This is a genomic window from Ezakiella peruensis, from assembly GCF_900215725.1.
GTDB classification, from domain to species: Bacteria; Bacillota; Clostridia; order Tissierellales; family Peptoniphilaceae; genus Ezakiella; species Ezakiella peruensis.
Genome location: NZ_LT962469.1, coordinates 358,584 through 372,808 on the forward strand (window position 1 = coordinate 358,584; position 14,225 = coordinate 372,808).

6 protein-coding genes and 1 pseudogene are annotated in these 14,225 nt (G+C 37.8%); 5 read left to right on the top strand and 2 right to left on the bottom strand.

The window, feature by feature from the left end:
• Positions 1 to 56: 56 nt before the first annotated feature.
• From uraA to CUU59_RS01775, 3 genes are read left to right on the top strand one after another with little or no spacing between them, the layout of a single operon-like run.
• Positions 57 to 1,313: a uracil permease gene (gene uraA / locus CUU59_RS01765; RefSeq protein WP_099950300.1), complete on the top strand. Its 1,257-nt coding sequence runs from the start codon at positions 57 to 59 to the stop codon at positions 1,311 to 1,313.
• A 7-nt stretch (positions 1,314 to 1,320) separates the two neighbouring features.
• Positions 1,321 to 1,965 carry a DUF3841 domain-containing protein gene (locus tag CUU59_RS01770; RefSeq protein ID WP_099950301.1) on the top strand — a complete coding sequence of 215 codons (645 nt, stop codon included), beginning with the start codon at positions 1,321 to 1,323 and terminating at the stop codon, positions 1,963 to 1,965.
• Positions 1,966 to 2,583 (top strand): hypothetical protein, encoded by a 618-nt coding sequence (locus CUU59_RS01775; RefSeq protein WP_099950302.1) that lies wholly within the window; start codon positions 1,966 to 1,968, stop codon positions 2,581 to 2,583.
• Between the two features lie 525 nt (positions 2,584 to 3,108).
• On the opposite strand, the gene CUU59_RS01780 is transcribed toward CUU59_RS01775, so the two are convergent.
• Both CUU59_RS01780 and CUU59_RS01785 read right to left on the bottom strand, forming a co-directional pair.
• Positions 3,109 to 4,494, bottom strand: coding sequence for a glycine--tRNA ligase (locus tag CUU59_RS01780; protein ID WP_099950303.1), 1,386 nt, complete (start codon positions 4,492 to 4,494; stop codon positions 3,109 to 3,111).
• Between the two features lie 740 nt (positions 4,495 to 5,234).
• A complete protein-coding gene (locus CUU59_RS01785; protein WP_099950304.1) occupies positions 5,235 to 6,194 on the bottom strand; it encodes a 2-hydroxyacid dehydrogenase family protein in 960 nt (319 codons plus the stop codon).
• 668 nt (positions 6,195 to 6,862) lie between these two features.
• Between CUU59_RS01785 and CUU59_RS01790 the strand changes: the two genes are divergently transcribed.
• Together CUU59_RS01790 and CUU59_RS01795 are read left to right on the top strand one after the other, a co-directional pair.
• Positions 6,863 to 12,064 carry a hypothetical protein gene (locus CUU59_RS01790; protein ID WP_099950305.1) on the top strand — a complete coding sequence of 1,734 codons (5,202 nt, stop codon included), beginning with the start codon at positions 6,863 to 6,865 and terminating at the stop codon, positions 12,062 to 12,064.
• A 73-nt stretch (positions 12,065 to 12,137) separates the two neighbouring features.
• A pseudogene (locus tag CUU59_RS01795) lies at positions 12,138 to 14,225 on the top strand (hypothetical protein); the annotation flags it as partial.

A 14,225-nucleotide genomic window follows, 5' to 3' on the forward strand; every position in this document is an offset into this window, starting at 1 on the left:
TATAGAGCCATTAACCTGGCTCTATTTTTTAAAATAATTTTCGAAGGGAGACTATTATGAGAAAAATTTACCAAGTCGAAGACAAGGTACCAGCAAAACTCTTGGTGCCTCTATCTATTCAACATACCTTTGCCATGTTTGGGGCATCAGTCCTCGTGCCAATAATCTTTGGCATCAACCCCGGCATCGTTTTACTTATGAATGGAATCGGAACCCTATTATTTATTTGGATTACCCAGGGCAAGGCTCCAGCTTATTTGGGATCCAGCTTTGCCTTTTTGGCACCAGGCACAGCCATCATAGCCCAACAGGGTTTGCAGTACGCCCAAGGCGCCTTTGTAGTCGTGGGAATTATTGGTATGATCATTGCCTTTATAATTAAAAAATACGGGACCAAATGGATTGACGTCGTCCTGCCACCAGCCGCTATGGGTGCAGTAGTTGCCCTTATCGGTTTTGAACTTGTCGGCCTAACCATCAGGGGCGGGGCAATCGGCGCAGAAATTTTAACCGAATCAGTAAATGGCAAACACATAGCTGTATTTGCAGTAACACTTTTAACAGCCGTCTTTGGATCAGTTTGCTTTAAAAAATTCTGGGCAACCATTCCAATTTTGATCGCAATTATCGTGGGCTACATTACAGCAGTCGCTCTGGGCATGGTTGACTTCACACCAGTAGCCGAAGCTAAATTCTTTACCCTACCTGAATTTCATTTGGCAAAATTTTCTATGGAAGCAGTTATCACAATGCTACCTGTAATTTTGGTTATACTTTCTGAGCACATCTCCCACCAAGTTGTAACATCCAATATTGTTGGCAAAGATTTAATTAAAGATCCAGGCCTACACAGGTCAATCTTTGCAGACAACTTTTCAACTGCACTTTCAGGACTAATCGGTGGTGTACCAACCACAACTTACGGAGAAAACATCGGCGTTATGGCAATCACTGGCGTATATTCAGTTCAAGTTATTGCAGGAGCTGCAGTTATTTCAATTATAATGGCCTTTATCGGACCACTCTCTGCCTTCATCTCCACAATTCCTGGCGATGTAATCGGCGGCGTAACATTCCTGCTTTACGGTATGATTGGATCGAGCGGACTTAGACTTTTGGTCGACCAAAAAGTTGATTTTTCAAATGCAAAAAATTTAATTCTAACATCAGTAATCTTCACAACCGGCCTAAGTGGACTTACCATAAAACTGGGAGCCATCAACCTATCAGGTATGGTTCTTGCATCTGTAGTTGCAGTTGTCTTGTCACTTATCTTCCACTTGCTGGATAAAGTCGGTCTGATCAATAAATAGGTGGCCCATGGATTTGGTAAATCTATATACCAGGCAGCACGAAAATTCTTTACATGAATTAAATTCCAAGGGAGTCATGACTAACAAGCAGCTCTATGTTGGTCTTCACATGGGGGATATTGCGCCCTTTTTTTCCCGCAAGTACAATAAATTTGTCGAAATGGCAGAAAAAATTGTGCCCCGGCCAAACGGGATCGCCTATCCTATCTGGTGCTCGGTCTCCAAGGAAAACTGCCTCAAGCCTGTGGAAAAATCTGTAATTTATTGCTTAGAAGTTCCCAGCGACCAGGTCATTTATTTTTCATCAATCAAATGGGACTATGTATTAAATAATTTATATATAGGCAAGGACCAGGCTGATGAAGAGGCCTTTGAAAAGAAAATCAAAGCCCTGGGTTGCAAGGACAAATTCAATTTTATTGACGGCCGCTACAAGGGCATGTACCCAGATATCGAAAGGGAAATTGTCGATTCATGGGAGAGGATTTTTGATATAGACGAATGGGACTGCTTCAAAGTCCAGGCCAACCTCTGGCAAATAAAAAAAGAATGGGTCAAGCATATAATCTACCCAGGCGATGACTTTTTTGCCATCACCGCTGATATGACAGACGATATGGAAAAACACATTCAAGCTTACAAGGAGAAATAAATGAAAAAAGTTTTAGCGATAATGCTCGCCTGTGCACTATTGTTCACGGCTTGCAATACAAATAAAATGGCAGACGAATTTAAACGCCTGCCAAAGGATGAGAGATTAGTCTTAGAATTATCAACCGAAGATCAATTGAAATTGGTCTCTGAAATTATAAAAGAAGTTGAAAGGGTTGCCACAGCTTCCAAAGAATCAGAATATTATAAAGAAGGCAAGGTTGATGACAGAGTCATTGAAATGGTTGACGGTGCCCTCCAAGGGGTCAAAGAAGACAAGCAAAATCCTAAAAAAATTTTAGATGGCTTAACTGATGGCATGAATCCAAAAGCCACAGTCCAAGACTTCAAAGATACCTTTACCATTTCCAACCACGGAGCTTATGATACCAGAAAGTTCTCAGACCTTTCTTTTGAAGAGCTCAATGCCTATTATAATGCGGTCATGAATACATTGATAGAAAAAATTACTGAAGACCAAGAGGAAATTGATAAACTAGACAAAACCTTCAGACAAGAGCTAACCAATAAAGACTACAAAGACCCCCCAGTCTGTGAAGCCGTAGTGAAAATAGCTGAAAAACTCCAGGCTCAGGCTGCAAATTTAGAAGAAAAATAGAAAGCAAATAGGTGTAGGGTGGAAACCCAGCACCTATTTTTTGTGGAACAAAACATTCACTCGCTCGGCAATGGATGTGTCGTAACGGCGATCCTGAAATGGTCGCCACTCGTTCGCCTATGCGGACGAGATTTCTCCTACGGATATTGATAAGAATGTTTGTAGGGTCCACTTTATGTGGACCGAAAAGTCCCGCCCGAAATGAAATGTTTTAAAAAAATTGGCTTGTGTAAATCGTCTTTATCTTTTATATCGCTCTGCGGCTGTAGGGGCGACTTTATGTCGCCCAAGATTCCCGCCCGAAATAAAATATTTAAATACGCATGAAAAAAGAGACCTTTCGGTCTCTTGAATTATTATATTTGAATGTGGATTTATGATTCTAATACATATATTTCGTAGGGAATTTCGATGAGATTCGAAGGGAAAAATTAAATCGGTCATGTAGCGGCCGATTTATTTCGGCCAAACCGATTTAATTTCCTAAGAAAGTCGCAAATTTAACACGAAATACATTCTCATGAATTAAAATTGCATCCTCTCTTCCACATAATCCCTAACTTCGGAAATCTTGATTCTGATTTGCTCCATAGTATCCCTATCTCTTAGGGTGACTGTATCGTCTTCCAGGGTATCGAAGTCAATGGTTAGGCAGAATGGCGTACCGATTTCATCTTCACGGCGGTAGCGTTTGCCAATTGATCCCCTTTCGTCGTAGTCGCAGTCAAAGTATTTGACCATTTCCTTGTAGACTTCTTCAGCTTTGTCGGATAATTTCTTGGTCAGCGGTAAAATTGCCAACTTATAAGGGGCAATACGTGGGTGGAATTTTAAAACAGTCCTTGTCGTACCGTCTTCCAATTCTTCCTCCCTGTAAGCGTCTGCCAAAAATGCAAGTGTAACGCGGTCTGCACCCAATGATGGCTCAACTACATAAGGAATATATTTTTCGTTTGTTTGCGGATCCAGATAATTCATATCCTGGCCAGAGCATTCCATATGCTTGGACAAATCGTAGTCAGTCCTGTTGGCAATACCCCAGAGCTCGCCCCAACCAAAGGGGAAGAGGTATTCAATATCTGTGGTTGCCTTTGAATAGAAGGACAGCTCTTCAGGATCGTGGTCGCGTAGGCGCATCATATCTTCTCTCATACCCAGAGAAGTCAACCAATCCTTGCAGAAGGACCTCCAGTAATCAAACCACTCATCATCAGTGCCTGGCTTTACAAAAAATTCCAATTCCATTTGCTCGAATTCACGAGTTCTAAAGGTAAAGTTGCCAGGTGTAATCTCATTTCTAAAAGACTTACCAATCTGTGCAATACCAAAAGGCACTTGCTTTCTGGAAGTCCTTTGGGCACTCTTGAAGTTTACAAAAATACCTTGGGCAGTTTCCGGTCTTAAATAAATTTCAGATGCAGACTCCTCGGTAACCCCTTGGAAGGTCTTAAACATCAAATTAAATTGCCTAATCTCTGTGTAATCCAGCTTACCGCACTTTGGACAGACGATATTGTGGTCTTTGATATAAGTTTCTAGCTCTTCGTTGGTCCAGCCATCTGGATTAATGCCGTCAATATTATTTTCGTGAGCATAATCTTCAATTAACTTGTCCGCCCTAAAACGAGCCTTACAAGCCTTGCAGTCTATAAGCGGGTCAGAGAAAGATCCCAAGTGGCCGCTGGCTTTCCAAACTTCTGGATTCATCAAAATCGCCGCATCAATGCCAACATTGAGTTGACTTTCGCGTACAAACTTTTGCCACCAAGCATTTTTTATATTATTTTTTAAAAGCACTCCCACCGGGCCATAGTCCCATGTATTGCTAAGGCCGCCGTAAAGCTCGCTGCCTGCAAAGACAAAGCCCCTATTCTTGGCAAGAGATACAAGTGTGTCCATAGATTTTAACATAATACCTCCTTATACATATATATTTATAATACCACAGTAAAGGCCATACTTCAAGCACAAAGTGTTGGGGGGATTTTGTTTGATTAAATTGTTTTGTGCAAATGATTGGATTATATGAATCGTATTGATTTCTTATATCGCTTTGCGGCTGTAGGGGCGACTTTATGTCGCCCAAGAGTCCCGCCCAAAATAAAATATTTTAAAAACATCTATAGATATAAATAACAACCTCAAAATTGATAAGAACGTAGGTAGAGTCCGATTTATTTCGGACATATCGGCCGCGCGGGCTCGATGCCCCGCGGTCGAAGATTATTGACGAATAATTTATGAGGGCTCAATGTTTATAATGATATTAAAATTTATTCAGAACGTAAGTAGGGTCCACTTTATGTGGACCGAAAAGTCCCGCCCAAAAAATTTTTCCTATCCGCCCATTTACACACAAAAAAGAGACCTTTCGGCCTCTTAAATATCATTATACATAATTTTCTGTTTTCCCACCGATATATTTTCTACCACATAATTTGCTAAGGAATCTCTACCACATAAATTTCGTAGGAAAATTTGATGAATTTTCGTGGTCCAATTACTCGTAACATTCAATATACATAATTTGTTAGAAAATTTTGATGAGATTTGGATTGGACGAATTTTTTGCCGACGCAGGTGTGCTGAGTGCACATCGAGGAGGGAAATAAATTCAGGCCGATTCAAAGATCGCAAAATTAGCAACAAATTTAATTGACCTTATTGATGGCTTCGCCACCACTCAACACAAGAATAATATTATTCGCTGCAATCATCCCCATCTCCTCTCTCGCCTCTATGGTTGCATTGCCCAGGTGGGGGGAGAGGACTACATTGTCCAGCTTGAGTAATCCCTCTGTGACGGCCGGTTCAAATTCATAAACGTCCAGGCCTGCACCTGCGATTCTCTTTTCTGCCAAGGCTTTGACCAAGGCTTCTTCATCTATAATCGGACCCCGTGATGTATTGACCAAATAAGCTGTCTTTTTCATTTTCTTAAAAACATCCCCGTTAAATAAATGGTGGAGTTCTTTTGAATATGATGAGTTAAGCGAAATCACATCTGACTTTTCAATTAAATCATCAAAAGAAACATAGGTCGCACCTAATTCTTTTTCTTTTTTCTCATCCAGCCTTGTTCTCGAATGATAAATCACATTCATCTCAAAGGCCTTGGCCCTCTTGCACACTGCTTGGCCAATCCGACCCATACCAAAAATTCCCAGGGTCTTGCCAGCGACCGATGGCCCTAAACCATAGGTCGGCTTCCATCCTTTAAAATTTCCTTGGCGCAAAGAATCTTCGCCCCGAGTAATCCCACGCATGACGTCTATGATTAGACCAATGGCAATCTCCGCAGTCGATTGAGTAGAAAACTTTGCCGGAGCATTGGTCACCACAATATTTTTCTCAGCCGCAGCCTTGATATCAATATTATCAAAACCCGCCCCAAAATTTGCAATGATTTCTAAATTGTCGCAAGTCTCTATAATCTCCTTGTCGATTTTTTCTGATAATGGAACCAGTAGACCATGAGCATCCTTGGCCCGCTTGATCAAATCATCCCTGTCCAAAAAATCCAAGCTATCATTATAATCAATTTCAAAATCCTTTTTGATTTTCTCCACCACAGGCTCAGGCACCTGCATGGTAATTAAAACCTTCTTCATAAAAACCCTCCTTTATCTATCCACTACATACCCAATATGAATAAAAATAAAATGCAAATACGAAAAATCCTATACGGATCAATACAAGTAACAACCTCAATATTGATAAGAACGTTTGTAGGGTCGACTTTATGTGGACCGAAAAATGCCGATATTCGTCCCTTGTGGACGTGAGGCATTTTTGATTTATTTGCACAAATTTTTTATAAGGTGAATTATGTAACTCATACCTTTAATTTGTCCACTAACAATTTGTAGTTTTATTGTATATAAAATATTAAGAAAAAATAATATTTTTTTATATTCATACAGAAAAACAATTTACAGTAAGTCCTACAAGCAAAAACACCCTTCAAGCACAATATATGCCGTTTTTTTTTTTTTTTTTGCTTTGACAAACCCTACATATTGTGCTAGAATTAATTTGAGTTAGAATATCTTTCGAATATGAGAATTTTTGTCAAACTTTGCCCATTGCAATATTGTCTTCTTATTATATAGGTTATATATAGATCATATAGGAAAAGAGGACAAGGTCCAGCATTGATTCTTGTTGAGAGCAGGCTAACCATCAGTATATAGACATTAACAGAAGGGCCTAGGTTTAGTAATTGATACAAGCAATATATAGGCATAGCTGTTAAAATTAAAAATGAGAGGAGAAAAAAATGCAAAAAAATAATTATTTGCGATCTACACTAGCACTAGTCATAGCACTCTTGATGTTTGTGACCATGCTGCCAGTAGACTCACTCGCCGAAACCTACACAGAAGTAGAAAACGGCACAGAAGTTGAAAAAACTACCGACTGGTCTGAAGCCGGTAGAAAAAAAGACGATGAAGAAAAGGGAAGCTGGGCACTTTCAAGTAAAAATAGACTTGTACAAGTAAGCGCATCAGACCCACTAAAGACACCAGACATTAATTATGTAGGAACTTACACAAATACTGAAGGTAGAGAAGTAGTAAGATTTACATTCAGTGCTAAAGTTGCTACTGCCAACCAATGGGACAAGCTTGTCGTTAAACTTCCAAAAGAACTAGACGAAATAGCTGACCATAAGCACGCCTTTAGAGGAATTTTAAAAGGAACATCTGATGTTTATGGTTATCACGATAGAGGTGACGTAAACCATATAGGCGAAGGATACAATGAATATAAGGCTGTTCCAGATGCTTTAAACTGGAGTATAGCTGGAGGACAAAACGCCTATGCTTTTGACTTATATAAAAACGGTTCTATGGTGCCAGGTTCTCAAGTACTTCCTATTGACGTAGTTTTACAAGAAGGAAAATCCATTAAAAACATTAAGAAAGACCTTGTCATTCAAGCAAGACTTATGGATAAAAAATTTGAAAGAGTCTATATGAGAGCTGGGGAAAAGTCTAATGACTACATGCAATATACCATGACAACAATTATACCTCATGAAAAAAATTATGAAGTGTACCTAACAAAAGACTTAAGTGCGCAAATTCCTTCAACGACTGTGTTAGGAAGTACGAACCAGTTTTTCTCCACAGTATCATCCACTAAGTTTGATATTGCCAATGGTTACCTTGAAGTCTACTATAGACAATTCAAAGGAACTACTGGAAAAGGATATGCACTAAGACAAGCGGTAGAATCTAGTTTCTATGATTTATTGGAAGAAAGAGGCGGCATGGTAGGAGAAGTATTCCTACTTGGAGCAGATGCCAACGTATATCCTTTCTTTGGAGATAGAAAAACTGGAGAACCTAACGATGCTCATAAAATCCAATTTAGAAGATCAGACTTACAAAAAAGTGCAGATGAAAAAATTGGATTTTTACAAATAGCTGGTAACGAATGGGACGATAGCTTAGAATATCAAAATGGCATAGTCACTAAGAAATCATCCAACGTAGACTCTACAAGAGCCATTCTAGGTACAGCAGGCACAGATGGTAACGCTGGTATCTATACTGTTGTAAGATATTTTATTAATAAGGATGATCTTATTAAGCTTATAAAAGATAACGGTTTAAAGTCCTATGTTTTTAGAACAAGTATCTTGCGTGAAAATAAAGATCACAGATTTGGTGGAAGAGCCTATCCAAAAGTAGATTCATATACTGATTATAATTTCCAATTGGATAAAGATATAGATCTAAAAAGAGGAACAGAAGTTAAATTTACCTTTGACCAAGCACAATATAGAAAAGTTGGGACCTTCAGAGTGATAAGACCACAAATTACAGTGGGAGACAAAAACTATAATATCACCTTTGGTTCTTCTGCGAATTTGAATGGTGACGGAACTGAACTTACATGGACCGTACCATTTGATATTAGATTAAAAGCAAATGAAGGATTTAAATTAACATCACTTGACTGGGGTAAGAAAGGCAGAAGAGCAACAACAGCAAGTGTAGACTTTGGCAATGGAGATGTTCTAACTGCAAATGCAGAAGAAAACAAACTACCAATAGAAATGAATCGTTCTGCATCTCTTACAGGAGCCTTACTAACATCTACACTTGAAAAACCAAATGTTGATGAAATATTCACAGATTCAACACATATTACAGGTCACTCTTACTTTGATGGAGCAGAAGTAACCATCTATCATTTTGATGAAAATGGAAAAGAAGTAAAGCAAACCATATCTGCTGTAGGTGCTACAAGTAATCCAGACAAATTTGATTATTCTACAATCTTAACAAAGGCAAAATATGTTAACGGCGAAGAATATGATGCCTTTGGCTTTGATACAGATAAACCAAACCAAGGTGGCGTTATTCAAGGCAAGAAAAAGTTTGATGACTTCAAAATGCCTACACTTGAAAGAGATATGCCAATTCGAGTAGATAACCTTGATACCTTATCATCATTTATTGATTCTAAGGACGTAGTAGAACAAGTACAAACTAAATTCCACTTTGACCTTAATGGACAAACATCCAAGGAAAATAAAGAAGTGATTGATAAGATTGCTCCATTAAGTAAGGAATATAAATATGATTCAGAAACTGGAAAAGCTAATGCAGATTATGTTCCATCAGGTTTTGAAGGCGACAATGTAAAATATGGAAATGAAACAACAAAGACTGTAGACGGAAAAACATATCAAAACGTTTTGGACCACGATGGACTAGAATATGATTTACAAAAACCAGACCTAAAAGAAGCATTCTTAAAGAGACAAATGCCAACTAAAGATGAAATAAATGTACCACAAGGTAAGAGAATTCTTGGTTGGACAACTACTAAGTTAACAGACATTCCTAACGGCAAGACAGCAATTGAACAATTTAATGAACTTAGAGATAATAACAAAATTGTTAAAGATGTAGCAGATTGGGCAAAAGTTGATGCTAATGAAACTTACATCTTCGATGCAAAATCTCCAATCGATAAAGAAAGAACAGTTTACGCAATTTATGGCGACGGAATTAACATTGTCCTTCACTCAAACAACACAACTGATCTTAAGGACGAAACAACTATAACAATTCCTATAACTGTCTCTGACATTGACAACACAAATCACATTATAGACACTGTATCAAGTGCAACTCTTTCTAATATGAAAGGCAATCTTGTTATTAAAGAACTTCCAAAAGTTCCAGTAACTGGAGAAGATTCTGATATAGCTAAAATTACAGATGCAAAGGCAAAACTTTTCAATAAACCAAACCATTCATTCCTTGGCTGGACACTTTATAGATTCGATAACGACCCACAAAAATCAGAATTAATCGCTGGTCAAAACAATGAAAGAATTGGTGAATTAATTAATGGTGTAGTTGCAAATGGAACAAAGAGAATTCCAAAGAGAACAGAATGGATCCAAGATATAACAGGGAATAAATACAAATATACAAGATATATTCCAAACACCTTCTCTGTAGCTTTGAGAGCACAAGATGTTCCTAGTCAAGATGATAATCAAGGAACAAATGCATATAAGATTTTCTTGGATGCAATTGATGAGGGTAAAGACCTTCACTTATATGCAAACTACAGACCATTCTTTGATGTAAAAGTTTATCCTTCTTATAAGAATATTGATAAGACAGCAGATGCTACTCATCAATATGGAAAGTATGAAGATACAGTTGAAGAAGCTAAGAAACATTCTGTAAATGTAGGTTTGCTACACAGAACTGCTGTAACTAATTATGGTACACCAACGGTTCACCAAAACGCTAACTACTATCCACTAGAAGGTGGAGCAGCTTCTTTAAAACAATGGGATGGAAAATCAACTGATGCTTTAGTTTGGAAACTACCAGGCTTTGATGAATTAGGACAAAGAAAATCTTATGTATCAGTAATAGTTACAGATGATAAAAAAGATGCTTATGAAAACTTCCAATCACCAAATTGGGATAAATTGGGAGCAAAAACTTATATAAGACTACAAGATGCAACTGCTACACAAGACCCTAACGCACCTAAGAACTTACACGAAAATGCAGGTAACCCTTATGGCGATCCAGTCGCAAAAGATCAGGCATTCACAGTTGGCGTAGATGCCTTTACATCTGCAACTTCAAGAAAAGCACTTGAAACAACTGGAGAAGATAAAGAAGTAATTGGATATGAAATTTGGAACACATCTACTCCTCTTAAGGTTCTAAAACCAGTATTTGACAATGTTTATGAAGATCAAACAGAAGCAAAACTACACTGGACAGATGCTGAAAAGAATGCAAATATCACAAAGATTATATTAAAAGTTGCTGACGGTGCTGAAACAACTCTTGTAAAACAAAATGATGGAACCTACACTGATGGAACCATAACAGCCACTCCTAATGGAGACAGACTTGTATTAAGTCCACTTGACTTAATAGGAAAAGCAGGACAAGACATCGTAGCTAAATATGTAGTAGATAAGAATGGAACAGAAGTTACAGGTCATGAAGGAAGAAAAACAATCAACAAGAGAGAAAAAGCTGAACCTGTAACTGAAATGAAGCAAATTCATAATGACACTGACGGAAAATCAAAGATTGAATTTACAGTTCCAAACCCAACTTTAAATAAACCAACAAAAGATACAGTTTATACTGCACAAAAGTGGGATGAAACTCAAGATAAATGGGTTGATTTAGGAAAAGTAACTCTTGATTCTGACAATGAAATGGGAACACAAAAAGAAATTACTTTAGATGGCGATGTAAAAGATGGCGACATCGTAAGAATTAAAACTGAACAACCAGATCTTCTTCCGAATGATTCAACAGGAACAGGCGATGATCCTTACAGGCCACAAGACGGCGATGAAAATCGTAAGTATGTAAAAATTGATAGGGCTGGTCCTGAAGCAGATGTAAAAGCAAAGGACGAAGCATTTAGAAGATTCATCGACCTTGAAGGAACTATAAATGAAATTCCTTTTGAAAGAAAAGTAACTATTTCTATTGACTATAAAGACGGTAGCCAAGCTATAGAGTATCAAAAAGAAATAATTACACAACAAGATAAGGATAGCTTAATCAGAGATCTTAACACAGTTTTAAGAAAAGGAATTGAAGAAGGAAATATTCCTGAAATTAAGATAACAGCAGTTGATAAATTTGGTAATAGCCAAGAATCAAATGTTGATTACACAGAAACTTATCAACTTGAAGTTCAAATCGATCAATATAGAGCTGGTAGAAAGTGGGTTAAAGTAACAGCAGATAGAAACAATTCAACTGTAACACTTAAGGTTATTAAGGCTGACGGTACTACTGATTTAACAGTAACTGCAAATGTTAAGACAGCAGGAGAATTTGTAAAGGTAACCTTTACTAATTACAGATTGCAATCAGGAGATAAGATTGAAGTAACAGGAACTTGCCAAGAAGGGGACAAGACTTATACTGCTAACCCAATTATATTAGACATCAATTAATAATCAATCGATATAGAAGAAATTAATAAGTTGGAGGGGGAGCTTTGCTCCTCCACCACAGATTGGAGGTAAAATGAAACTCGATAAGAAAGTACTTTCACTCTTACTTGCATTCTTTATGGTTTTTTCTTGCTTTGCAGATATTATTCCAATAGCTGCAGAAAGCTTACCAAGAGAAGAATCTGAAGAACTAGTAGGAGTTAAGAAAGGTGACAAAATTGAATTCACCTTTGAGATACCACAAAATGCTAGCGCTCAGGGAAGTGCTTATATAGCAGATGATGGACTAGAAGTAAGTGACTATGACTTCGAAGCTCAAAGGGCAGGACAGACTGACACAATAATTGAATTAAAGACCAATGGGCTGAACAAAGCTGAATTTGACTGGTCCACACTACCAAATAGTGACTTCAATTTAATTGCTAAATGGAACACAACAGATGGACAGTCAGATGAAAAAATAATTGGACCAATAACGAAAGATGGCACACGTGAATTCAATGTTGGTTGGCCTGTAGATGGAACATTGACAGGAAATGCAGTTTTACAGTCAGAATATGACCAAAACATTGGCATTCGTGTAAAATTTACTCCAGCAAACGGAATAGGTGGTAGTGGTAAATTAAAATTTACTGTAACACTTACAGAACTTGCTGAACCAAGAGCTGAGGTAAAATATGTTGATCCTTATGGTAGAGAATTAACAGACCCAGCCGATTTACCAACAGGCACAATGCCAAAGGTAACAGCACCTGAATTAACAGATGTTGAAGTTGATTTGCCAAACAGTTCAAATGAAATCAACATGAGATCATCATATGACATCGACGAAGATGAACTAAACGAAGCAGCAAATGGTTTAACATTTAAAGTTGATAATAAATCTACTGGCGATACAGTAACAATAGATGGAAAAGATTATAAACTCGATATATCACAACCAAATGCCAAAAAAGTCGGCACAATTAAAATGGTATATCAAAAAGATGTTTTAGTACCACCAGAAAAAGATGATGGCTCAGGCGAACCAGTAGAACCAGCAGATGGCTATATTCGTTTGACATTTGATGCCAACGAAAAAGTTCAACCAGGCATTACAGGAACCCACAATAACGGTTTATATGCAGGAAAGCAAAAATCATATATCGACGTAAAACAAGGAGTTAATTATGATAATGCAAACCTACAAGCTGCAATCAAAGAATTAGCAACAACAGGAACAAAAGAAGTAAATGGCGAAACAAAAACTTTTGCACAAAAAGCAAAAGCTCCATGGACACCAGCAGTTCCAACAGATGCGACAGCTGTAGCGGAAGCAACTTATAATGCACAATACGAAAAATCAGCAGCCGAACAAGTAAAAGAACTCGGTGGACTAGACCCAGTAACAATTAAAGTTTGGAAAGGCGATAAAGTTGATTGGGGCAAGGGAGTTGCTCCAAAAACAACTGATACTGATTACGAAGCTGTGGTAAATTCACTTTTAGATAATGCAGAAGTAACAGAAAATACAGACCCAGCAAGAACATCAGACGAAGCAGGAAAAAAAGAAGGAACATTACTAGTAACATTTGGAGACGGTTCAACATTAGAAGTAGACAACCAATGGCTATATGTATGGGAACATATAGTTAAAGTAGACCCTAATAACACAGATCCAGATGCACCAAAAGAAGAAGACCTACCAAAAGATAAAATAGAAGTTAGATTTTTAGCGTCAACAGGTGTAAAAAGTATAACAACAACTGGAAAAACATACGCTAAAGAAGGAACAGTATTCCAAGATACAGACTTCCCACAAGATATAACATTTAGAGAAGGATACAAAGGACCAGTAACATGGACACCAAAAGATAAAACAGTTACAAAGTCATCACCAGCTTTTCTTAAAAGACAACAATACTTTAGATTCACAGCAAGTGCAGGAAAGACTGTAATTCCAACAGATCCAACAAATCCAGATACACCACAAGGCTATGTATTAGTCACATTTGAAAAAGGTGACCACGGAACATTAACTGGAATCGATAAAGACGGTAAAAATGTAACAGGCGCTGATAAATTAGCATTCAATGTTAAGAATACAGCAACATGGAAAGACATGAAAGACTACATTCCAACAGCAGTAGCTGAAAAAGAATGGAAAGTAGCTGACCCAGCA

Excerpts from the sequence above, each read along its gene's own strand:
- CUU59_RS01785 (WP_099950304.1), bottom strand. The coding sequence starts at position 6,194 with ATGAAGAAGGTTTTAATTACCATGCAGGTGCCTGAGCCTGTGGTGGAG.
- uraA (WP_099950300.1), top strand. The coding sequence starts at position 57 with ATGAGAAAAATTTACCAAGTCGAAGACAAGGTACCAGCAAAACTCTTG.
- CUU59_RS01790 (WP_099950305.1), top strand. The coding sequence starts at position 6,863 with ATGCAAAAAAATAATTATTTGCGATCTACACTAGCACTAGTCATAGCA.
- CUU59_RS01770 (WP_099950301.1), top strand. The coding sequence starts at position 1,321 with ATGGATTTGGTAAATCTATATACCAGGCAGCACGAAAATTCTTTACAT.
- CUU59_RS01780 (WP_099950303.1), bottom strand. The coding sequence starts at position 4,494 with ATGTTAAAATCTATGGACACACTTGTATCTCTTGCCAAGAATAGGGGC.
- CUU59_RS01775 (WP_099950302.1), top strand. The coding sequence starts at position 1,966 with ATGAAAAAAGTTTTAGCGATAATGCTCGCCTGTGCACTATTGTTCACG.